Origin of the sequence: Rhizobium sp. RU33A (genome assembly GCF_900156055.1) — a bacterium.
GTDB lineage: Bacteria > Pseudomonadota > Alphaproteobacteria > Rhizobiales > Rhizobiaceae > Allorhizobium.
The window spans coordinates 36,427-57,669 of record NZ_FTMQ01000008.1; the positions used below are offsets into that span (position 1 = coordinate 36,427).

The following is a 21,243-nucleotide window of genomic DNA, read 5'->3' on the forward strand; positions in this document are numbered from 1 at the left end:
GCAGTTAACAGAGTGCCAATTGAGGGCCGGGCCGAAAGGTGCCGGCCCTTTTTTCGTGCACTGATCCAGCGCCATCAGCGATTCAGGCTTGCATCACATCGAAAACAGACATAAAGATATCTTTATGTCGTTATTGCGGTGGTGTGAATGAGACTCGGTGTCGATACTCTTGTGGAATTGCTGAAGGCGGCAGGCGAGCCGACCCGCCTGCGTCTCCTCACGCTTCTGTCTGCGGGCGATCTCACGGTCACTGATCTTACAGAAATTCTCGGTCAGTCGCAGCCACGAATCTCCCGTCATCTGAAGTTGCTTTCGGAAGCCGATCTGATTGATCGCTATCAGGAGGGCGCCTGGGCCTATTTTCGGCTGAAACAGGATGGCTCGGGCGCGGCACTGGTTCGACTGCTGCTGGATGCTGCCGAGGAGAGCGATCCTGTCCTCCAGCGTGACCGCGATCGCCTGGCCGGCGTCAAGCGGGCGAGGGCTGAGAAGGCGCAGGCCTATTTCAGTCGCAACGCTTCCGAATGGGACGAGCTTCGCCGCCTGCATGTCAACGATGCCGATGTCGAAGCGGCTCTTCTGCAGATCGTCGGAACCGACGCGGTCGAATCCATGCTCGACCTCGGCACAGGCACCGGCCGTATCCTGCAACTTCTATCGCCCCGCTACCGCCGGGCAATCGGGATCGATGCCAGCCGTGACATGCTGGCGGTCGCCCGCTCCAATCTCGACAAGGACGGCATCCTGTCCGCCAGCGTGCGTCATGGCGACATCCTGAACCTGCCGCTCGATGCCGGCGACTACGATCTCGTGACGATCCATCAGGTTCTTCACTTCCTTGAAGAGCCGGAGCTGGCTCTTGCCGAAGCTGCGCGCATGCTGAAGCCGGGTGGTCGGCTCGCGATCATCGATCTGGCGCCACATGCCCACGAATATCTCCGGGACGAGCACGCTCATGTGCGCCTCGGCTTCTCCCATGGCGTCATGGCCGAATGGCTCGGCCGTCAGGGATTGTCCGTCGAGGACGTCATCGACCTGCCACCGGAAACTGCGGCCGGACGTGGGCTGACCGTGACCATCTGGCTTGCCCGGCGCGGACGTGCTGCGGCGCATGCCGCTTCTGAACAACCCCTTGCCTTGACCGGGAGCAGATAAATGACCAAGCCCGAACGGCCGATCGCCAAGACGCCTGATGTGCGGATCTCCTTCGAGTTCTTCCCGCCCAAGTCGCCCGACATGGAGGATCAGCTCTGGCAGACGGTGAAGGCCCTGCAGCCGTACCAGCCCGATTTCGTCTCGGTGACCTACGGTGCCGGTGGAACGACACGCGAGCCGACCCTTGCGACCGTCAAGCGGTTGATTGACGAGACCCCGCTCGCCACAGCTTCACACCTGACCTGTGTGGGTGCGACGCGTGAGGAGGTGCGTGCGGTCGTGGAAGAGTTCGAGGCGGCTGGCGTTCGCCACTTCGTGGCGCTGCGTGGCGACCCGCAAGGGGGCATGGGCAGCCGTTATGCGCCGCATCCGGGTGGCTTCCTGAATGCTGCCGACCTCGTCTCTGGTCTGCGCGACCTCGGTGACTTCGAGATTTCCGTCTCAGCCTATCCCGAACGCCATCCGGAGAGCGAAAATGACGATGTCGACATCGATATGCTCAAGCAGAAGGTCGATGCCGGAGCCACGCGCGCGCTGACGCAGTTCTTCTTCGACAATGATATCTTCGAGCGCTACCTGGACCGCGTCCGGGCGGCGGGTATCACCATCCCGATCGTGCCGGGCATCATGCCGATCCAGAATCTGACGCAGTTGAAGCGCTTCGCCTCGATGTGCGGCTCCAGCACACCGTCATTCCTCGACGAACGCTTCGAGGGGACCGAGGGCGATCCTAAGGCACGTGCGGCGGTTGCGGCCGACATTGCGGCCGAACAGATCGCCGATCTCTCGCGTCGGGGTATCGAAGAGTTTCACATCTACACGATGAACCGGGCGCCTCTGACCATTGCGACTTTGGAACGCCTTGGCATCTCGGCGAAGGCCGACAAGATCTCCAACGCGGCCGCCTAAGCCGAGGTCGCCGCCGCCATAAAAAAGAGGCGCATGACGGTCCGTGTCATGCGCCTCTCATTCGTTTTGAAATTCTATCTGCTGGAGAGGCCTAATCCGGCCAGCTCATGGGTTCAGTTACTCAGACCCGTGTCAGATAAACAGCATCGTTCCGATGAAAACAAACGCTGCACCGACGATCAGGACATTAATTGAATTGGTCAGTCCCATGTGTGCCTCCTTGCGTTGACCGTTAGATATTATGTCTGATTTGTGTCGGCGCAAGGGCCAATCTGTGCTGCGCTGCGTCAATAAGCGGCGAGTAACGTATCCATAACGAGCGATAAGCCATACGGATCAATAGCTTGCCCTAGCTCTCGCCCTGTTAATGAAGTTTAATTTCCGTGAGCGTCTGTCGGCCCCGTTCGCGGGGCTGAAATCCTCAGCGTCACCAGATGGACAGCCGCCGGAAACATAAAAAGCCGGGGCGTGGAGGCGCCCCGGCTCGATCATGTGGTCTTTGATGCGGATATCAGAGGGCGGCAAGCAATGCCGGTGTCGGCCAGCCATCGGCGGGCAGGCCCACTCGCTGCTGCTCCTTCTGTACCGCGACGCGTGTGCCGGCTCCCAGGATGCCGTCGATCTTGCCGACGTCATGGCCAAGGCCCTGCAGCTTGGTCTGCAGCGCCATCATCTGGTCGGTGTCGAGGCCCGGTTCCGGATTGCCCTTCTGATAGGCGGGCGCACCGCCGAACTGGGTGGCGAAAAATGCCGCCGAGGTCGTGTAGATGAAGGACTGGTTCCATTCGAGATAGATGTTGAAGTTCGGATAGGTGATGAAGGCTGGCCCCTTGCGGCCCTGCGGCAGAATCAGCGATGCGGGCAGGGCGGAGAAAGCCGTCTCGCCGTCGCGGGGCTGCACGCCGAGTGCAAACCACTCACCTGCCGTCATCGTGCCTCCAAGGCCGGACTTCTCGAAGGGCAGGTTTTCCGGGATGCTGACTTCCTGGATCCAGGGTTCGCCGCGCTTGAAGCCGAGATGCTGAATGAAGCGTGCGGCCGTGAGAAGGGCGTCAGGGCTGCTCTGCTTGACGTTCACATGGTTGTCGCCATCGCCATCCACGCCGAAGGCGATGATGTCTTCAGGGAGCATCTGCACCTGGCCAATTTCGCCAGCCCAGGCTCCAGTATTGGTCGCAGGGTCGAGATCGCCATGCTCGACCATCTTGATCAGCGCCAAAAGTTGCGGGCGGAAGAGTTCCGGGCGGCGGCAATCATGGGCCAGCGTAACCAGCGCATTGCGGGTGTTGAAGTCGCCCTGTACGGCGCCGAAGTCCGTTTCCTTGGCCCAGAAGGCGGTAATGACGCCGGCCGGCACGCCGTATTCCTGTTCGGCGCGTGCGAAGACCTCTGAATACTCTCTGATTTTCTGAAGGCCGGTGTTGAGGCGCGCCTGACTGCCGGTGCGGCTTGAGAATTCCAGGAAAGTCTGGCGGAAGACGCCCTGCGAGCGGTCGCGGGAAAGAACCTTCTGGTCGATGGCTGCACCGGCAAGCGCCTTGTCGACAATTTCTGCCGGCGTGCCTGCGGCAATGGCTTCCGCCTTCACGCCTTCGAGGAAGGTCGCGAGATCGCCGCCGCATTGCTGCTGCGCCTGGGCGAAACCGGCTGAGGCAAGAATGAGGGCGAGAGGGAGCGCATGACGCAGGGCGTTGTTCATCGATCAGTCCTTCGGGTTGCGTGCGATCGAATGCCGCGTTTACGCCGGCATGCGATGGCATGGGTTTGTTTCTCAGAGCCTCTAGGCTCCGTTTGCGATCATTTCGAGACGGCGGCGATCCAGTTCTGCCAGTTCTTCTGGGTGCCGGCGAAAACGTTGATATCGGTTTCGCCTCGGATGCCGGGAATGACGCCTGTCGACGTGTATTGCCAGAAGGACCAACGCCGTTCCGGATAGATCTCGCTTGGATGCTGCGCCACGGCCCGGACCCAGAAGTGATGATCCCTGAACGCGCCTTCGAGGTTGTCCCGGTGGAAGTCGACGGAGGTGTAGATGATCGGACGCTTGCCGAAATGGGCCTCAATGCGCTGCATGAAGCGCTGCATTTCGCTGCGCACCGTTGCGGGATCCGGCCGCAGGCGGCAGGTCGGGGAGGTCGGGTTCCATTCGACGTCGAGCACGGGTGGCAGAAGGTTGGCATCGCGCGGCACGTTCTTGATGAACCAGTCGGCTTGCTCGTCGGCCGTCGAACAGAAATAGTAGAAGTGGTAGGCGGCGTGCGGAATGCCGGCGTCACTGGCACCCCGCCAGTATTCGTGGAAGCGTGGATCGAGCATGTCCTTGCCTTCCGTCGCCTTGATGAAGACGAAGGACACGCCCGATTTTTTCACCTGGCGCCAGTCGACGTCGCCGTTCCATTTGGAGACGTCGATGCCATGCACCTCGTGACGATGCGGTGTCTTGCCATCGAAATGCTGGGGATCGGTGTCCTGGAAACGCGGAGAGAGGGAGGCTGTTTCCAACAGGTCGTAAGAGCCCGAGGTGCAGCCTGAAACTGCAAGGCAAAGCGGGAGGAGAAGTGTGGGAAGCCACCGCATCGAGGGTCCGTGATCTCATGATTAAGGGAAGTTGCCCCATGAGGTGCAACAACGACACGCGTGGGAGCCGACTTTCGTCGCCCATCATCGTCAAATCCGGATTAGATGCAATCTTGCTTGCGCGAGGCCGTCAGCGGCTAAGGACGGCGTGCCAGGCATAGCCACGCCAGAGGGGCTCGAACTTCAACTGCAAGCCCTTTGCCGTCGCCCGCTCTTCGAGAATGCTTTTCAGATCCGGGCGGGGGCTGACGTGGAAGCGGGCGAGCCAGGCCTGCAGACCTCTCTGAAACCACTGGGGTATGCGCTCCTGCTGGCCGAAGTCGACGATGTGCAGGGATCCCTCTGGACTAAGCGCTTCGATACCCCGGTCAATGGCGGCCTGCCAGTCGGGAATCATCGACAGGGCATAGGAGATCATCACCCGGTCAAAATGCGGCTGTCCGAAATCGGCGGCGCAAAATGTCGTGGCATCGGCGACCTCAAGCCTTGGGCGTGATGCCTTGCCCTCAAACTTGGCCTGGGCTGTTGCGAGCATCTCAGCCGAAATGTCGAGGCCAAAGAGGTTTGCATGCGGAAAGTGCCGCTGGGCAAGGACAAGGTTGCGACCCGTGCCGCAACCAATTTCCAGGAGTGTGCCGCCGTTATCCAGATCGAGCCCTGCGATCATGCGGTCTCGACCGAGCAGGTAGTATTTCCGCGTCAGGTCGTAGATATGCCGCTGATAGCGATACATCTGGTCCATGCGGTCCGCGTGGTCCTGGCTTTCGGTGGAAGCGAGGGCGGCAGGGCTCTCGCTCATGCGGGCCGCTTCTCATATATGTGGAAGCCACCATAGATGGCGGAGCGGTCCTGAGTGTTCAGGGCGTGTGAGCGTTCGGCCTGATAATGCCACTGGTCGAGAAGGGCGGGTGCCAGCTTTCCTTTCAGGATGCTGTCTTCCGCGGCGGTGCGGAAGATGACGCGGGCGCCTTCGCAGGCGGTACGCGTAATTTCGGTCCACAACTCGTTCAGCTGTCGCTCGTTCATCCAGTCCTGTGCGTCGAGAAGCACGTAGCGATCGACGCTGCCGGCTGGCTTTTTCGCCAGGAGTTCGGTGAAATTGGCGTGGTGAACGGTCGCGCGATCCGCTGTCTCTCGTATGGCGCGGTAGTGCTGTTCCTGCAGATAGGTGGGCAGAACACCTTCTTCCGGCTTCGGATAGCGGCGGAGAAATGCCTGCCAGGCGAAGTAGTTGTCGCGCAGCAGGAAATGGCAGCAGAGCTTTTCCAGGCGGTGGCGCAGGACGGCGGCGATCGTGCCGTCGTTGGCCAGCGATGCGAGCTCGTCATATTGCTGCGGCGGGATGCCAAGGCCGAAGAGCGAACTCTTGCGGCGGGTCAGCCAGCGAATGAGTGGCTTGTCGAACAAGGGTGCGATGCGGCTGTCGAAAAACATCCGTTGTTCGCGCAAGGAGCGGGTTTCGGCTAGTTCTTCCAGGCGAACGCCATGGCTGCGTGCGATCAGGTGGCCGATGGTGATGAACCGCCCGAGAAGGCCGGTGCGGTAGATGTTGCGGTTGAAGACGGAAATACGTTTGCGCCCAGTCAAGCCGCGTGCTTCCCAGTAGCGCCGTGTCGCCGTGTCCAGATTGGGAGCGATGTGGCGGTCATACATCCGGACATTGGTGCTGACGCCGTGTTCGCCAAGCAGGCGACGGACGGAGGCGTGGTCGGGCAGGTGGCGGAAGGCCGCGAGCTTCAGGCGATTGAGGGCGATGTGGTTCGGGTTGAGGTCGACCACATCGATCGAGGCCGGCCGACGGCTGAGATAGGCGAGCATGTTGCAGCCGCCCGAGCCGATGGTGACGATGCGATGGCCTTCGGAAAGATCCATGGCCTGCATGTCGACCTCGGGATCCTCCCAGATCTGCGCATAGACAAGGCCGGAAAACAGCAGGCCGAAGAGGCGTTCCGACAGGCCCGCCGGCGAAAGGGCGGCATGCTGCAGCAATGCACCCTTCAGCTTCTCGTTTCCGCGAAATCCGGCATCGGGTGCAAGCTCAGTCATGTCGATCCGCCCTCTTGTTGGGTTTCACGGCGTGTAGCGCTCGGGTGCTACAGTTTGATGACGCGGTTGACGGGGTGCGGTAACCGAATTTCAATGCATTTTATACAAATTGTCCTCAGTTATTTTAGGGGTGTTTAACATGATGTTAAGTGAAATCCCGTTTGGGAGGCGACTGCGCTACGGTCTTGCCGGTTTTCTGGGCGGAGCTGCAGCTCCGGCTGCCATGGCTCTACCTGTTGTGGTGCAGTCCGGTTTTGATGCTCTTTCCACAGCTTTTATGAGTGAATGGTCCTCGCTTGCGGCCATCAGCCTACCGCTTGTCGGCACCGCAGTCGGTTGGCGAATCGCCTCCTGGGAGGCCATGCTGCATGAGCGCATCAGTCGCCTCGAAGGTGGTGCGACGGCGCTTGAAGCTGCCTCACGTTTCGATCGTCTGACCGGCCTTGGCAACCGTCAGGCCCTGAATGACGCGCTCGAAGCCCTGATGGCGGCACGAGGTCCGTCGGGCGGTACGCTTCTGCTGATCGATCTCGACCGCTTCAAATATGTCAATGACACGCTGGGACATGCGGCTGGCGACGCACTGCTGGTCGCCGTGGCCGAGCGTTTGCGCCAGGCTTCGGGCGAGGGCGCGCAGTTGTTTCGTCTCGGGGCCGACGAGTTCGCGGTCATCCTGCCGCAAGCGCTGCGCCGCCCGGTGGCAGAGTTCGTCTGCCTGGCGATCGAAGACGCGCTCGCCGAACCTTTTGTCCTGGAGCAGGGGCGCGTTATGGCCGGAGTGAGTATCGGTGCAACGCTCATCTCCGCCGAGGACAGTGATATTGCGGCACTGCTGCAGCGGGCGGCTCTGGCGCTCTATCGCGCCAAGGAGGTCTTTGGCCCTGCCCATGCCTTCCATGATGAAAGTCTCGCCCGTGAAGTGCGAGAAGGCCTGGAGCTCGAACGCGACCTCTCGCGCGGCTTCGTCGACGGGGAATTCTATCTCGAATACCAGCCGATTGTTGCCGTGGAGAATGGTGACGTGCGATCTCTGGAGGCGCTTCTGCGCTGGCGCCATCCGGCGAGGGGGCTGATCACGCCCGACGTCTTCATCCCTCTCGCAGAGAAGACCGGCATCATTCAGGTGATCGGCAAATGGGTCGTGCAGCAGGCTTGCGCCGCAGCCGTAACCTGGCCGGAACCGACGGGCGTCAGCGTCAACGTGTCGGGCGACCAGTTCAAAGATCCGAACTTTGTGACGCATATCCTCGATTGTCTGGTGGATACCGGGCTGGCGCCAGAGCGGCTGACGATCGAAGTGACAGAGGCGGTCTTTTCCGTCGATATCGATCTTGTTTGCCGCAGTCTCGCCGAGCTTCGCTCGAGCGGCGTGCGCATCGCGCTCGACGATTTCGGCACCGGATTCTCGTCGATTAACAATCTCCGGCTCTTCCCGCTCGATGAACTGAAGATCGACCGGTCCTTCGCGAAGCAGATGCTTGAGACCAGCCAGGGGGCGAAACTCGTCGACCTCATGCACAAGCTGTCGGAGACCTTCCAAATCCGGACCACAATCGAGGGGATCGAGACCAACAGCCAGTTGGATTTCATCAAGCGCCTTGGCATCGGCGAGGCTCAAGGGTTCCTGTTTTCACGACCCTTTGCGGCTGCGGAAGCCCTCAATTTCCTGGAGGCGCGCCTTGAGCAACGCGCAGTCCCGGTCGCTTGAAAGTCGCGGGATAACTTCCGGCACGCGCCCTGGTCATCTTTCGCCTGTCATTCATTCCTGCTTCGATAGCGGCAACAGGAGGAGAGGTTGATGCGGAGACTCATGAAGTGGGGCGCACGCGTGGCGGTGGCGCTTGTGGGCATCGTTGCGGTGGCCGCAACCTGGATCGTCGCATATCCGCCCGAACTTCTGAGGGTCGGTACCGGTTATGCCGCCAAGATCGTCTGCTCGAATGTCTTCATCGCCGGTCGCGACGCCGACGAGGTGCTGCGCGACGACGTGCAGGCTCCTGGACACCCCTTGCTGAAACTCGTGCGCGCCGAGGTCGATCTCGAACAGGGCCTGGTGAAAACAGCCTTGCTCGGTGTCGTCGCACCATCGACCGCACTGCATCGCACCGGCCTGGGCTGTGCAACCTTGAACGATTCTGCGATCGACGAAGCAAGGCGCCTGTCTGCACCGCCGGCTGACGTGGCCTCGGTAGACACGACCCGGGCCTGGCCGGATGGTGATGCAGTGGCGGAGAACGATCCGCGGCTGCAGGCCGTGCTTTCCAATCCAGATCTCCTCGGACCTAGTGCCCGAGCAGTCGTGGTCGTTAAGGACGGCCGGATTGTCGGCGAGGCCTATGGTCCCGGTTTCAATGCGGAAACACCGCTCCTTGGCTGGTCGATGACGAAGACGGTGACGGCCGCGCTCGTCGGCATCCTCAAGGGGGAGGGCCGGATCGACGAGAGTGCGACGAACCTCTTTACGGAATGGAATGGTGACAGTCGCGCCGAGATATCGCTTTCGGATCTACTCGCCATGCAAAGCGGTCTCAGTTTCAATGAGAGCTATGGCGACGTGACCGACGTGACGCGGATGCTCTATCTCGAACGCGATATGGGGGGGTATGCGGCGTCGCTGCCTCCGGCTTCAGGGCCGGGGACGCGGTTCAACTACTCCTCCGGAGAAACGGTGCTGATCTCGCGTTACTGGATGTCGCGCTTCTCGGACCGGGAGGCGGCGCTCGCCTATCCGCGGGAGGCCTTGTTCGATGTGATCGGTATGCGAAGCGCGGTGCTCGAAGCGGATCCGACCGGCACTTTTGTCGGAGGTTCCTATCTATACGCGACGGCCCGCGACTGGGCCCGCTTCGGACTCCTGATTGCGGAGAACGGACGCTGGTCTGGCCGTCAGCTCGTCGATCCGTCCGTGATGGCACGCATCTATGAACCGGCTGCCGTTTCCAACGGCGCCTATACGAGAGGGCAGGCCTGGCAGAATGGTCCCGGAGACAAGGACAGCAGTTTTTCGCTGCCCGAGGAAACGCTCTGGATGCTCGGCCATGACGGCCAGTCGATTGCCGTCATTCCATCGGAAGGATTGGTGGTCGTCAGACTTGGGTTGACGCCGCGCCGGTTAGACTACAGGCCACAAAGGCTGTTGCAGGCGGTACGGGACGCGCTCCGCTGACGCCGGCGGTCAACGCGTGAGGTGCAGAAGGCCCTTGCGCTTGGCATCGTAGTAGTAGCCACGCGAGTAGAGGCGAACAGCCTGGTCGTGATCATTGTCAGCGACGACCCAGGCGCCCTTCAGATACTTGACCGCATATTTGATGTTGGTTTCGGCATCGAAAAGCCCGTCGGCCGGACCGCTATAACCCATGGCCTTGGCCGTATTGTAGCGGATTTGCATCAGGCCGTAATTGCCCTTGCTGTAGGCGGCCGGATTGTAGCGGCTTTCGCGGTGCACGACGCGATGCACGAGATCGACCGGGATCTCGTGCAGCCGCGAATATTTCTCGATAAGCGCGTTCAGGCGCGTTGGGCCGACCGTATCCGGCTTACGACCCGCATTGGGCGCTGGCGGTTCGCCCGGGGGCGAGACGTCGAAGGGGTCGCCGAAGCTTGTGAGCGCCGTTGCGCGCAGAGGGGCAGCGTAAGCAAGAACAACGGGCGGCTTTGCTGCTGCTGGCGCTGTGGTCGCCGTTGTTGCGGATGCAGGCGTCGCACTTGCGCCCGGGGGTGTAAGTGTCGCCTCGGTGGACGCCGCCGCCGCTGCCATCTGCTGGCTCCCTGCGGTCTGAGGCGTCGTCACCATGGCCAGTGCATCGGTGGCTGCTGTCTGCGGCGTGGTGGCGGAGAGAGCTGAGGCCTTCAAGGCCGGGATCGGCGCTGCGGTTTCCGTCCCGGGAATGATCGGTGCGGGACCCGGATTTGCGGCTGCAAGCTCGGCCTGCGCCATCGCCGAAGCTTCGGGTCCGGCTGTGCCATTCGTTGCGGCTTCGGCTGCCATGGCAGCCTGCATTTCCGGAGACTTCGGATTGGCAATCGGCGCTGCGGCAAGATCTGCCTTCACGCTCTCATCGATCGCTGTGCATCCGCCCAGTCCAGCCAACAGTGAAGCAGCCATGCAGAGAGCGATGCCGCGGTCAGTTCTGACGTTCATGCCACTATCCGTTACGAGATGCACGCGAGGTCACCGGCAAATCAGCCGACTGTTCGTTTCCGTTTCTTAATCTATGCCCAGCATTGCGGCAAGCTTGCGACCTCGGCGGCATTTCGCAGATGCGTCCGGAGGCTCAGGCCGCGATCTTCCGATAGCCGGCCGTCACCGCCTTCGCTGCGATCAGGACGGTGCCGCCAGAACGGTTGGCGGTGCGGCGAACTGCATGTTTTCTTACGATTTTCCGGACGCGCTCAGGAAAGAGAGCATAGACGACGCAGGACAAGGCAGAGAGGGCGACGAAGGTCGCGCCAAGCGCGATCGCCTGGGGAATGAACGGGGCGGCGGGCGTCAGGAATTGCGGCAGAAGTGCGGCAACGAGCAGGCTGCTGCGGGGATCGCGGGATTCGCTTTCGAAGCAGTGCGCGATGACACGAAGCGGCTTCTCCTCTGGCAGATTGTCGTTGTCGGCCACCGGTTCGATGCCGGCCGGCGCACGCGCGATGCCAAGCCCGAAGAGCATCAGCCAGAACAGGCCGATCCACTGGTAGATCGAAAACGCCAGCGTCGACAGCGAGATCAGGCCCCAGGAGATGGCGAGAGTCGCTGCGACCGAAACGGCAGTGCCGAGTGCAACGCCCGTTCCCGTAGCGAAGACGCTTTTGCGGCCATGGGCCAGCGCATAAGACAAAACCATGCGCTTGGATCGGCTGGTCACGACCAGAAGGGTCGCGGCGACGACTGCGAACAGAATCCATGTAGAATGGGGCATGACACTCACTCCTCCAGAAGAGCAAGCCAGCTTTCGGCGGTCAGGTCAATGGATGGGGCGGTACTTCTGCCCGAGATAGTCCATCACTTCTTTGAACCACGGCGTGCCGAGATCGAACGGCTTGCCGCCCTTGATCCGCGGGAACTCTATGGTCCGCAGGCGTCCGCCCTTGTCTTCATCGTGACCGGTTACGCCCGACACCTTGTTCAGTCCGCTTTCGACCGCGAGATCGACCATGCTTTGGATGAGGCGAAGGTCTTCGTAATTGGCGGGGGCAGAGCGGGCGTAGTAGCCTGATTTCTGCACCATCGAGCGGTCGGCATCGAGAAGCTTGGCAAAGTGCTTCTGGAACCAGTTACCGACATTGATCGTGTCGAGCTTCACATGACCGAAGGCGTCACGCTTGATTTCCTCGCCGGCGGCCTCCCGTTCGGTGACGATTTCGTCCATGCAGGCGCCTTCCGACACGAAGAGCGTGACGAAGCCGGTCCGGTCCATGATTTCCTTCAGTCGGGCGGCCTCGCCCTCCATGTCGAAATGGGTCTCGGGAAGATAGAGGCCGTCGATGTTCTTCAGCTCCTGGTTCATCATGAAGCCTTCGACATATTCATTGTGTTTCGTCCGCTGCATGTAGGCGCGGGCTGTTGCTGCGGTCAGCCAGCCGCAGTGGCGGCCCATAACCTCATGAATGACCAGCGTGCGTGGCGAAGCGCTCTGTTCGTTGGAAACATGGTCGAAGAATCGGGCGCCGACTTCGGCGGCCGTCCAGGCGCCAAGCGTCTGCTTGATCGGGTAAACGTCGTTGTCGACGGTCTTGGGCATGCCGACGACGGTCAGGTCGTAGCCGTTGGCACCGAGATAGGCGGCGAGGTCAGCTGCGGTCGTGTTGGTGTCGTCACCGCCAATGGTGTGGAGGATCGTGACGCCATCTGCCGCGAGCCGTTCGGCTGCGACGCGGAGCGGATTCTGGTCTTCCCTGACCAGGCCGCGCTTCACGCAATCGGCGACATTGGTGAGCTTCACACGGCTGTTGCCGATCGGCGATCCGCCATAACGATGCAGAACATGCGCCTTCTCGCGCATCTCCTTGGTGATCTCGATCTTGTAGTCCATCAGCAGGCCGCGAAAGCCGGACTTATAGGCTATGAGCTCGATGTCGGGTGCGATGTCGGTGTAGCGCTCGATCAATCCGCCGACAGCGGACGAGAGACAGGGCGCGAGGCCCCCGGCGGTCAACATCGCGACTTTCTGCTTGGCCATCGATCCTCCTCAGGCGTTTTCATCGCCCGTGCAACTTGAGTGTTCAGGTGGCAAATGGATGCGATAGGCGCGGCGGCCTGTAAAGCCAAAAAATCAAGGAAATCGGGCATTTCGTCGCGATAAGCGAAGCAAATGGGAATATAATCGTTTCAATCGCGGCAGGGTGACGGGATGGCTTCTGTGGATAATCGATTGGAGCCGTGCCGGAGATCTAGGGAGCGCGAATTCAGCGAAACGGATTCAAGATGAAGAAACTTTAATCCTCGCTTTAGGGCCCGGCTCCTTGCTTTTTCTGGGTATATTTGGTCAAGCTTTCAGCATGATCTTCGATTTCGCCTGTGAACAAATATCGTCATTCTGGGACCGTTTGCTCGGCGCGATCGGTGATGCGGCCGGCAACGTCATCGGCAGCATCGTCGAGGCCGTGCGTACGATGTTCGAAGGCGACCCTGAAACACGCCGGCGCGTTTCCTTCTCCGTGGCGATCATCGCTCTTTCGGCTAAGATGGCGAAAGCCGATGGCGTCGTCTCGAATGCCGAAGTCGAGGCCTTCCGCAAGATCTTCGAGTTTCCGCCCGACGAGGCCCGCAATGTCGCCCGGCTTTACAACCTCGCCCGCCAGGACGTCGCGGGTTTCGAGACCTATGCGAAGAACCTCGCCGGCATGTGCCGGACCTGCGACGAGTTTTGCCCGGTGCTTGAGGATATCATCGAAGCCCTGTTCCACATCGCCAAGGCGGACGGCCTGGTGCATGAGAAGGAGCTCGCTTTCCTCGCCCGCATCGCGGAGATCTTTGGCCTTTCGGACGAACGCTTTGCGTCGATCACCGAGCGCCACATCCATCAGGACGGCGATCCCTATGGCGTGCTGGGCGTGAAGCCATCGGACGATTTCGCGACGATCCGCAAAAAGTACCGGGCGCTGGCGGCCGAACATCATCCCGACCGACTGCATGCACGCGGCATTCCGACAGAATTCCACAGTGTCGCCAACCATCGGATGGCCAAGTTCAACGAGGCCTATTCGGCGATCGAAAAGGCGCGCCGCGCGGCATGAGTTCGTTCACCGGGGATTTCAAGCGCGCGGAGGTCTGTCCTTCGCCGAATCACGGCGAACGCGTCGGCGTCGATAGGCCGGATATTCTCCTTTTGCACTATACGGGCATGCCTTCCGTCGAGGGCGCGCAGGCTTGGCTCTGCACGCCGGAAAGCCAGGTCTCCAGCCACTATCTGGTGCATGAGGACGGACGCGTCGTGCAGATGGTGCCGGAAGAGCGGCGTGCTTGGCATGCGGGCAAAAGCATCTGGGGCGGCGAGACCGACATCAACTCCCGTTCGATCGGCATCGAGATCGCTAATGCCGGACACCCCGGTGGCCTTCCGGACTTTCCTGAAAAGCAGATCGAATCCGTCATCGAATTGTGTCTCGAATGCGTCAAACGGCATGGAATTGCCGCTGAACGGGTGCTTGCCCACTCCGATGTGGCCCCCATTCGCAAGGTCGATCCGGGTGAAAATTTCCCCTGGGATCGGCTGCATCGGGCAGGGGTCGGGCACTGGGTTGAGCCGGGTCCGATCGGAGGTGGTCGTTTCTTCCAACGCGGTGACCAGGGGCAACCCGTCGAGGCGCTGCAGTCGATGCTGTCCCTCTATGGTTACGGTCTTGAGATTACAGGCGAATTCTGCGCTCAGACGGAAGGTGTGGTCGCCGCGTTCCAACGACATTTCCGGCAAGCCAAGGTTGACGGGGTTGCTGACAGCTCGACTATCGAGACCCTGCACAGGCTGCTGACCAGCCTGCCGCGTTTCGGCTGATCCAATCCCATCTCACAGTGTTTTCGGACCAAGGAAATCAACGCCTCTGGCGATGATTTGTTGCGGTGCCACAGGAATTCCTCATTGGGCGGCTCTAAAGGACGGGCTGAACAGCGCCGAGGGTTCGCAGACGGACCTGGCGCAAACATCAACTTGAGAGACCCGGAACTGGCGGCCTGACAAGGGCTCGCGGCGCTTGTCTGCGCCCGCTTTGACGCGCGTGGATGCCGGTGGCTCGACTGGAGACTGAACCTTCTCATGACACGACGACTTGTTGCTGCCGCGGCATGCATTGCAATGCTTTTGACCAACGCCCAGTCCGCGCTTGCCGGCAGCGAGGAGCGCCGCTTCAAAAAGCCCCTCAAGACGATCACTCGCGACGCCGGTTATCCGGCAGCGCCTTCCTTCTCGAAAAGCCCCTACAGCGAGATCATTACGAAATATGCGAAGAGCTATGGGGTCCCGGTCGATCTGGCCCATGCCGTCGTTCGCGTGGAGAGCAATTTCAACCCCAAGGCACGTGGCAGTGCCGGCGAAGTGGGGCTGATGCAGATCAAGCCGGCGACGGCGCGCGCCATGGGCTATCGCGGCAAGACCAAGGGGCTCTACGATCCAGAGACCAACATCCGCTACGGCATGAAGTATCTTTCGATGGCCCATGAACTGGGCGGCGGAGAGACCTGCGGCACCATCCTGCGCTACAATGCCGGCCATGGCGCCAAGCGCATGAACCCGATTTCCAAGCGCTATTGCGGCAAGGTTATCGCCTTGATCGGAAACTGAGAAAGAGCTGTGCCCTTGCCGGTCCTGTGACTGGACACGGGGGCTTGCCATGCTATCACCGGACGCAACGTAAGGATGGTGACGCATGATTGAGCGGTTCAAGTCGATAGTCGTTGGTCGAGGCATGATGGGTGCTGCGGCGGCCCGGTACCTGGCACTTTCCGGAGAGGGCGTCGCCGTAATCGGTCCCGACGAGCCGAAGAACTGGTCGAGCCATCACGGTGTTTTTGCGAGCCACTACGACGAGGCCCGGATTACCCGGACGATCGATTCGAACCCCATCTGGGCAAGGCTCGCCAACCGGTCCATCGCACGCTACGGCCAGATCGCTGCGGAAAGCGGCATTGCGTTTTACGATGAGGTCGGGTGCCTGATCGTCGGGCCGAAGCGAGGCGGGCGCGATCCCTATATCGGCCAGGTCGAGGCTGCTGCCGGGCAGCTCGGGGTGTCCGTCGAAATGCTGTCAGACGCTGCGCTCAAGTCGCGGTTTCGCTATTTCGATTTCGGCTCCGATTGCGAGGGTGTCTACGAGCAGCGCAATGCGGGTTACGTCAATCCGCGTCGGCTCGTCGAGGCGCAGAGCCTGCTTGCGGAGAAAGCCGGTGCCAGGGTGATTCGTCAGGCGGCGGTTTCCGTCCGGGAGGAGGGTGGTCTTGCCATCGTCACCACCGATGATGGCGCGGTCTATTCGGCCGAGCGCGTGCTGATCGCGGCCGGCGGCTTCTCGATCAACGAAAACCTGTTGCCGCGTCCCGTTGATCTCAAGGTCTATGCGCGTACTGTCGCCTTCTTCGAGATCCCGGACGAGGATCTTGCCGCCTATTCCGGCATGCCGTCGCTCATTCATCAGCCGGCTGATCCCACCGACCACATCTATCTTCTGCCGCCGGTGCGCTATCCCGATGGCAAGACCTATCTCAAGATCGGCGGGGATCCTGACGATCTGCAACTCGAGACGGAGTCGGAGATTCGGGCCTGGTTCAGGCGGGGTGGTCGGCTGACCACGCGCGATCACCTGCACCGGATCATCACCGGCCTCGTGCCGACCCTGGCCGATGCGCCGATTTCTATGGCGGCCTGCGTGACCTCGTTCACCCCGGAGAATTATCCGGCCATCGGTTTTGCGAGTGAGCATATCGCCGTGCTCACGGGCGGATGTGGTGCGGCGGCGAAGAGCTCCGACGAGATCGGGCGGCTAGGTGCAGAGCTTCTCCAGCACGGCCGAATCATCGACAAGGCCTATGGCGACGTGTTCCGGCCGGTCTTCAGAGACTGATTCACCAAAAGCGCCCAAGTGGTCCTTGATGCTCGCTTTTCGATGGCAATCGGACAAAGGGTCGGTTAAGGACGCCTTGCCAGTTGGCTGGGCAGCCGCGCTTTATCAATGCCGAAAGGCGGTAAGGTGAGGAAAGTCCGGGCTCCACGGAAACACGGTGCCGGATAACGTCCGGCGAGGGCGACCTCAGGGAAAGTGCCACAGAAAGCAAACCGCCTCGCTTGCGAGGTCAGGGTGAAAGGGTGGGGTAAGAGCCCACCGCGTCGCTGGCAACAGGGACGGCACGGCAAACCCCACCGGGAGCAAGACCGAATAGGGATGACGTGGGTGGTGCGAAAGCACCACTACAGCCTGTTTCCGGGCCAGTCATCCGGGTGGGTTGCGCGAGGCAGCGTGTAAACGCTGTCCCAGATGAATGGCTGCCACGTTCCGGGAAACCGGGGCCATACAGAACCCGGCTTACAGGCCAACTGGCAAATTTCCCCTTTTTCGATTTTTCGACGAACCACCTGAAAACTCAGGTGCAACGGGCTCGCGTTCGGCGAATGACATTTGCGGCAAAGATGGTCGAATTGCTCACCGAAAACAGCGGTTTCTAACCATTCGTTAAGCTTAACCGCCTATCAATGTTTGAATCGCGGAAGAGGTTCATCCCGGCCGTTCCCATTGACGCCCATATTGTCCCATGGTATCCCAATTGCATGCCGTTGCGGGGGTCGTTTCATCCCCGAAATCTCGTGAAGCAGGTGCTTCCTCTCGCCTTTCGGGCGGGTGTGTTGCGGGTTCTACGGTTGGCGTAATCAGGTGTGTTCCAGGGTCTCTGATCGACCCTGCATCCAAGGGGAGGCCGGTTGTCAGTGATGAGCCGCTTCCTGTCCAACGCGACAAACAGGATCGATGCGAAGGGGCGGGTTTCCGTCCCTGCGGCGTTTCGCGCCGTGCTGGTGCAGCGCGGAATTCAGGAGCTTTATTGTCTCCAGGATTTCGTCTATCCGGCAGTCAACATCGGTGGTCCGGATCTGCTCGAACGTTACGAGCGGAAGATGGCGGCCGAGGATCCCTTCGCGTTGGAGGCAAACGAGATGTCGCTGCTGCTTCATGGTGGCGGTGTCTTTGCGCGACTCGATGCCGAAGGGCGATTGGCGGTGACGGATTTCATCCGGGATTTCACGGGGATTTCCTCGGAGGTCTGTTTCGTCGGTCGTTCGGATCATTTTCAAGTGTGGCAACCGCAGGCGTTTCACGAGGCGCAGGCGAGAGCCAGAGAGGTGGTCAGGCAACGAGGCCTGCGCACCTAGAAAGACGGAGAAACGGAATGGCGGCGAACTTTGGCGAAGGTTTTTCCGATGCCGATGGCGGACCGGTTCGCCACATTCCGGTTCTTCTTTCCGAAGTCCTGAAGGCTCTCGAGCCCGAGGCTGGCAAAGTCATCCTTGACGGAACCTTCGGCGCCGGTGGCTACACCTCCGCCATCCTGGCCAAGGGCGCGGACGTCATTGCGCTCGACCGCGACCCGAACGCCATTGCCGGCGGCAAGACGCTCGTCGAGGCCAGCGGGGAGCGGCTGACCCTTCATCATACGGAATTCTCCAATCTTGCTGAGTTTGCTCCCGACGAGGGGCTCGACGGCGTGGTGCTCGATATCGGCGTCTCCTCCATGCAGATCGACGAAGCCGAGCGCGGCTTCTCGTTCCAGCGCAACGGGCCGCTCGACATGCGCATGGCGGTCTCCGGTGTTTCGGCCGCCGATGTTGTCAATCGCGCCAAGGTGTCTGATCTGATCCGTATTTTCGGCTTCCTCGGCGAAGAGAAGCATGCAGGGCGTATTGCGCGTGCCATCGAAAAGCGCCGCGCGATCGAGCTTTTCCAGACGACGCGCGATCTCGCCAACCTCATCGAGACCGTCAATCCGCGCAAGGCCAAGGACAAGATCCATCCGGCAACGCGCGTCTTTCAGGCGCTGCGTATCTACGTCAACGACGAACTCGGCGAGTTGGCGCAGGCGCTGTTTGCGGCCGAGCGGTCGCTGAAGCCGGGCGGTCGGCTGGTGGTCGTGACCTTCCATTCTCTGGAGGACCGGATCGTCAAGAAGTTCTTCTCCGAGCGGTCCGGCAAGGCGTCAGGCTCGCGCCATCTTCCCATGGTGGAAGCGCGGCCGGCAACCTTCGAACCGGTCGGCAAGGGCATGGTCGCAGCAACCGAGGAAGAGGCGGAGCTCAATCCTCGTGCCCGTTCCGCGAAGCTGCGCGCCGGCATCCGCACCTCGGCACCCGCCGAGCGGGCCGACATGTCGATCTTTGATCTGCCTGACCTTGCCACTCTCGAAAAGATCGGAGGCTGACAGTGCTGAAAACCTTCGACTTCCTGATGATCGGGGCCATGCTGACGGCGGCCACCGTGACCTACCAGATCAAGCACAACACGGATAACAAGGCGGCCGAAGTCCGCCGCCTTGAGGCCGAGATCAAGCTGGAAAAGGACACGATCGACCTCCTCAAGGCCGATAGGGCACTGCTTACCCAGCCGAACAGGCTTGAGCGCCTGGTTCAGGCATATGCCGCAGAGTTGCAGCTTGTGCCGACCGAGCCGAACCAGCTGGCGCGCCCGATGGAGCTTCCTATGCTCAAGGACCAGGTGCCCGTGCCGGAAGGCGAAGAGGGATCGGTGAGTGCAGCAGCGCCCTCTGATCCCATCAAGGACCTCATCACGACAGGATCGGTGGACCGCTGATGACCTTTCTTTCGCGAATCATGCTGTTGAAGAGCCAGGCGCATTTCTCGACCGATGTGCAGCGCGGCGGTGCCGTGGTGAACGGGGCGACCTTCAAGGGCACCGGCAAACGCAAGTCAGAGATGGCCAAGACCCGCGTCGGTCTGATGATCGCAACCTTCTGCGTCGCCTATGCCGTGATCGGTGGGCGTCTCGTGCAATACGGTCATGCGCAGCCTGAAACCGTGTCGAGCATCCTGCCCGCCGACCGCTTGATGGCGTCGCGCCCCGATATTCTCGACCGTAACGGCGAAGTGCTCGCCACCGATATTCGCACCGTCTCGCTGTTTGCCGAGCCTCACAAGATCGTCGATGCGGACGAGGCGGTCGAGCGTCTGTCGACCGTTCTGAAGGACCTTGATGTCCGGGACACATATCGCAAGCTTTCGTCGAATTCCCGTTTCCAGTGGTTGCGCCGGCAGCTGACTCCAAAGCAGCAGAGCCAGATTCTCGCGCTCGGTATTCCCGGCATCGGCTTCCGTCCTGAGAAGCGGCGCTTCTATCCGGGCGGCGCGACTGCCTCGCATATCGTCGGCTACGTCAATATCGACAATCGCGGCATGGCCGGGATGGAGCGCTATATCGACAATCAGGGTATGGCCGATCTGCGTGCCCTTGGCATGACGAGCGACGCACCGCTGGAACCGGTGCGGCTGTCCGTGGACATTCGCGTCCAGAACATCTTGCGTGATGCTCTCGTCAACGCTGTTGCAAAATACGAAGCGATCGCCGCCGGAGCCGTGGTTCTCGACGTTCACACCGGTGAAGTGGTCGCCATGTCATCGATTCCCGATTTCGACCCGAATCGGCCTCAGGAAGGGGCTGAAGAAGGCTGGATGAACCGCATGACGAACGGCACCTTCGAGATGGGGTCTACCTTCAAGACGTTTACGACGGCCATGGCGCTCGATTCGGGCAAAGTGACCATGAATGACAGTTTCGATGCCCGTTATCCGATCCGCATCGGCCGGTTTACCATCAAAGATTTCCATGGAAAGCACCGGGTGCTGACCGTGCCTGAGATATTCCAGTATTCATCGAACATCGGAACGGCCCGCATGGCCGAAGCCGTCGGAACCGCCGGCCATCAGGAATTCCTGACACGCTTGGGTCTCCTGACCAGACTGGAAACCGAACTGCCGGAAGTGAAGGCACCCTCGCAGCCGCGGGAATGGAAGCAGATCAACTCCATCACCATTTCCTTCGGCCACGGGGTCTCAACCACGCCGCTGCAGACTGCGGTTGGAGCCGCAGCGCTGGTCAACGGTGGAAAGCTCCTGCCGCCCACCTTCCTGACCCGCGACCGAGAGCAGGCCGACCAGATTGCCCAGGTGGTGGTGAAAAAACAGACCAGTGACGATATCCGACAACTGTTCTGGATGAACGGCAAGGCGGGATCCGGCAAGTATGCGCTCGTTGATGGCTTCAATGTCGGCGGCAAGACCGGCACGGCCGAGAAAGTCATCAATGGCCGCTATTCCGACGATCAGAATTTCAACTCGTATGTCGGCGCCTTCCCGATGGATGATCCGAAATATCTGGTCCTGAGCTTCATCGACGCGCCGAAGACGGGCGAGGGTGGTGGTCGGACCGCCGGTCTGACGGCCGCGCCCATCGTCGGCGAGATCATCCGCAGAAGCGCCGCAATTCTTGGTGTAGAACCCACATTCGGGGAAGACGGCTCAGCATTGCTCGTCTCTTATTGATCAGATCGACTACAGGCGGGGCGATTCGCGGAACTTG

General features: G+C 60.9%; 19 protein-coding genes and 1 other RNA gene. 13 read left to right on the forward strand and 7 right to left on the reverse strand.

The annotated features are described in order from the left end of the window. Positions 1–147 precede the first annotated feature (147 nt). Together BW978_RS21410 and metF are read left to right on the forward strand one after the other, a co-directional pair. Positions 148–1,155 carry an ArsR/SmtB family transcription factor gene (locus BW978_RS21410; protein ID WP_076397869.1) on the forward strand — a complete coding sequence of 336 codons (1,008 nt, stop codon included), beginning with the start codon at positions 148–150 and terminating at the stop codon, positions 1,153–1,155. Further along, complete coding sequence (gene metF / locus BW978_RS21415) at positions 1,156–2,064, forward strand: methylenetetrahydrofolate reductase [NAD(P)H] (RefSeq protein WP_076397870.1); 909 nt, start codon at positions 1,156–1,158, stop codon at positions 2,062–2,064. Positions 2,065–2,575: 511 nt separating this feature from the next. Here metF and BW978_RS21420 read toward each other — a convergent pair. The 4 genes from BW978_RS21420 to BW978_RS21435 form a co-directional block, all read right to left on the reverse strand. Beyond that, positions 2,576–3,763 (reverse strand): lytic murein transglycosylase, encoded by a 1,188-nt coding sequence (locus tag BW978_RS21420; protein ID WP_076397871.1) that lies wholly within the window; start codon positions 3,761–3,763, stop codon positions 2,576–2,578. 98 nt (positions 3,764–3,861) lie between these two features. Further along, complete coding sequence (locus BW978_RS21425) at positions 3,862–4,641, reverse strand: glycoside hydrolase family 25 protein (protein WP_076397872.1); 780 nt, start codon at positions 4,639–4,641, stop codon at positions 3,862–3,864. Between the two features lie 130 nt (positions 4,642–4,771). Then, positions 4,772–5,440 carry a class I SAM-dependent methyltransferase gene (locus BW978_RS21430; protein ID WP_076397874.1) on the reverse strand — a complete coding sequence of 223 codons (669 nt, stop codon included), beginning with the start codon at positions 5,438–5,440 and terminating at the stop codon, positions 4,772–4,774. Further along, the gene (locus BW978_RS21435; RefSeq protein WP_076397877.1) at positions 5,437–6,687 is read right to left on the reverse strand and encodes a BtaA family protein; all 1,251 of its coding nucleotides are present in this window, start codon (positions 6,685–6,687) and stop codon (positions 5,437–5,439) included. Before BW978_RS21435 ends, BW978_RS21430 begins: the two co-directional genes overlap by 4 nt. A gap of 139 nt (positions 6,688–6,826) precedes the next feature. Here BW978_RS21435 and BW978_RS21440 point away from each other — a divergent pair, with 139 nt between their 5' ends. After that, entirely contained in the window at positions 6,827–8,395 is a 1,569-nt protein-coding gene (locus BW978_RS21440; protein WP_083697673.1) for a putative bifunctional diguanylate cyclase/phosphodiesterase, read from the forward strand. A 90-nt stretch (positions 8,396–8,485) separates the two neighbouring features. After that, positions 8,486–9,853, forward strand: coding sequence for a serine hydrolase domain-containing protein (locus tag BW978_RS21445; protein WP_076397882.1), 1,368 nt, complete (start codon positions 8,486–8,488; stop codon positions 9,851–9,853). 9 nt (positions 9,854–9,862) lie between these two features. On the opposite strand, the gene BW978_RS21450 is transcribed toward BW978_RS21445, so the two are convergent. From BW978_RS21450 to BW978_RS21460, 3 genes are all read right to left on the reverse strand, one after another. Continuing rightward, positions 9,863–10,828: a lytic transglycosylase domain-containing protein gene (locus BW978_RS21450; protein WP_076397884.1), complete on the reverse strand. Its 966-nt coding sequence runs from the start codon at positions 10,826–10,828 to the stop codon at positions 9,863–9,865. A 133-nt stretch (positions 10,829–10,961) separates the two neighbouring features. After that, positions 10,962–11,597 carry a LysE family translocator gene (locus BW978_RS21455; RefSeq protein ID WP_076397886.1) on the reverse strand — a complete coding sequence of 212 codons (636 nt, stop codon included), beginning with the start codon at positions 11,595–11,597 and terminating at the stop codon, positions 10,962–10,964. A gap of 45 nt (positions 11,598–11,642) precedes the next feature. Beyond that, on the reverse strand, positions 11,643–12,857 hold the full coding sequence (locus BW978_RS21460) for a pyrophosphate--fructose-6-phosphate 1-phosphotransferase (protein WP_076397889.1): 1,215 nt from the start codon (positions 12,855–12,857) through the stop codon (positions 11,643–11,645). A 319-nt stretch (positions 12,858–13,176) separates the two neighbouring features. Between BW978_RS21460 and BW978_RS21465 the strand changes: the two genes are divergently transcribed. From BW978_RS21465 to BW978_RS21505, 9 genes are all read left to right on the forward strand, one after another. Next, a complete protein-coding gene (locus BW978_RS21465; protein WP_076397892.1) occupies positions 13,177–13,914 on the forward strand; it encodes a J domain-containing protein in 738 nt (245 codons plus the stop codon). After that, entirely contained in the window at positions 13,911–14,672 is a 762-nt protein-coding gene (locus BW978_RS21470) for an N-acetylmuramoyl-L-alanine amidase (RefSeq protein ID WP_076397895.1), read from the forward strand. Before BW978_RS21465 ends, BW978_RS21470 begins: the two co-directional genes overlap by 4 nt. A gap of 258 nt (positions 14,673–14,930) precedes the next feature. After that, a complete protein-coding gene (locus BW978_RS21475; protein ID WP_076397898.1) occupies positions 14,931–15,455 on the forward strand; it encodes a lytic transglycosylase domain-containing protein in 525 nt (174 codons plus the stop codon). A gap of 85 nt (positions 15,456–15,540) precedes the next feature. After that, positions 15,541–16,731 (forward strand): NAD(P)/FAD-dependent oxidoreductase, encoded by a 1,191-nt coding sequence (locus tag BW978_RS21480; RefSeq protein WP_076397901.1) that lies wholly within the window; start codon positions 15,541–15,543, stop codon positions 16,729–16,731. A gap of 79 nt (positions 16,732–16,810) precedes the next feature. Then, positions 16,811–17,209, forward strand: an RNA gene (gene rnpB / locus BW978_RS21485) — RNase P RNA component class A. A gap of 382 nt (positions 17,210–17,591) precedes the next feature. Next, positions 17,592–18,029: a division/cell wall cluster transcriptional repressor MraZ gene (gene mraZ / locus BW978_RS21490; RefSeq protein ID WP_006725930.1), complete on the forward strand. Its 438-nt coding sequence runs from the start codon at positions 17,592–17,594 to the stop codon at positions 18,027–18,029. Positions 18,030–18,046: 17 nt separating this feature from the next. Next, the gene (rsmH, locus tag BW978_RS21495) at positions 18,047–19,072 is read left to right on the forward strand and encodes a 16S rRNA (cytosine(1402)-N(4))-methyltransferase RsmH (protein WP_076397903.1); all 1,026 of its coding nucleotides are present in this window, start codon (positions 18,047–18,049) and stop codon (positions 19,070–19,072) included. A gap of 2 nt (positions 19,073–19,074) precedes the next feature. Then, positions 19,075–19,461 carry a cell division protein FtsL gene (locus BW978_RS21500; protein WP_076397906.1) on the forward strand — a complete coding sequence of 129 codons (387 nt, stop codon included), beginning with the start codon at positions 19,075–19,077 and terminating at the stop codon, positions 19,459–19,461. Next, positions 19,461–21,206, forward strand: a complete 1,746-nt coding sequence (locus tag BW978_RS21505) for a peptidoglycan D,D-transpeptidase FtsI family protein (RefSeq protein WP_076397909.1) — start codon at positions 19,461–19,463, stop codon at positions 21,204–21,206. Before BW978_RS21500 ends, BW978_RS21505 begins: the two co-directional genes overlap by 1 nt. The last annotated feature ends 37 nt before the right edge of the window (positions 21,207–21,243 follow it).

What these genes read in the sequence shown, in the direction of transcription:
- BW978_RS21480 (WP_076397901.1), top strand. Translation starts at nt 15,541, where the DNA reads ATGATTGAGCGGTTCAAGTCGATAGTCGTTGGTCGAGGCATGATGGGT.
- BW978_RS21475 (WP_076397898.1), top strand. Translation starts at nt 14,931, where the DNA reads ATGACACGACGACTTGTTGCTGCCGCGGCATGCATTGCAATGCTTTTG.
- BW978_RS21420 (WP_076397871.1), bottom strand. Translation starts at nt 3,763, where the DNA reads ATGAACAACGCCCTGCGTCATGCGCTCCCTCTCGCCCTCATTCTTGCC.
- mraZ (WP_006725930.1), top strand. Translation starts at nt 17,592, where the DNA reads ATGAGCCGCTTCCTGTCCAACGCGACAAACAGGATCGATGCGAAGGGG.
- BW978_RS21410 (WP_076397869.1), top strand. Translation starts at nt 148, where the DNA reads ATGAGACTCGGTGTCGATACTCTTGTGGAATTGCTGAAGGCGGCAGGC.
- BW978_RS21435 (WP_076397877.1), bottom strand. Translation starts at nt 6,687, where the DNA reads ATGACTGAGCTTGCACCCGATGCCGGATTTCGCGGAAACGAGAAGCTG.
- BW978_RS21465 (WP_076397892.1), top strand. Translation starts at nt 13,177, where the DNA reads ATGATCTTCGATTTCGCCTGTGAACAAATATCGTCATTCTGGGACCGT.
- BW978_RS21450 (WP_076397884.1), bottom strand. Translation starts at nt 10,828, where the DNA reads ATGAACGTCAGAACTGACCGCGGCATCGCTCTCTGCATGGCTGCTTCA.
- BW978_RS21445 (WP_076397882.1), top strand. Translation starts at nt 8,486, where the DNA reads ATGCGGAGACTCATGAAGTGGGGCGCACGCGTGGCGGTGGCGCTTGTG.
- BW978_RS21430 (WP_076397874.1), bottom strand. Translation starts at nt 5,440, where the DNA reads ATGAGCGAGAGCCCTGCCGCCCTCGCTTCCACCGAAAGCCAGGACCAC.
- BW978_RS21470 (WP_076397895.1), top strand. Translation starts at nt 13,911, where the DNA reads ATGAGTTCGTTCACCGGGGATTTCAAGCGCGCGGAGGTCTGTCCTTCG.
- BW978_RS21455 (WP_076397886.1), bottom strand. Translation starts at nt 11,597, where the DNA reads ATGCCCCATTCTACATGGATTCTGTTCGCAGTCGTCGCCGCGACCCTT.
- BW978_RS21505 (WP_076397909.1), top strand. Translation starts at nt 19,461, where the DNA reads ATGACCTTTCTTTCGCGAATCATGCTGTTGAAGAGCCAGGCGCATTTC.
- BW978_RS21440 (WP_083697673.1), top strand. Translation starts at nt 6,827, where the DNA reads ATGATGTTAAGTGAAATCCCGTTTGGGAGGCGACTGCGCTACGGTCTT.
- BW978_RS21460 (WP_076397889.1), bottom strand. Translation starts at nt 12,857, where the DNA reads ATGGCCAAGCAGAAAGTCGCGATGTTGACCGCCGGGGGCCTCGCGCCC.
- rsmH (WP_076397903.1), top strand. Translation starts at nt 18,047, where the DNA reads ATGGCGGCGAACTTTGGCGAAGGTTTTTCCGATGCCGATGGCGGACCG.
- BW978_RS21425 (WP_076397872.1), bottom strand. Translation starts at nt 4,641, where the DNA reads ATGCGGTGGCTTCCCACACTTCTCCTCCCGCTTTGCCTTGCAGTTTCA.
- metF (WP_076397870.1), top strand. Translation starts at nt 1,156, where the DNA reads ATGACCAAGCCCGAACGGCCGATCGCCAAGACGCCTGATGTGCGGATC.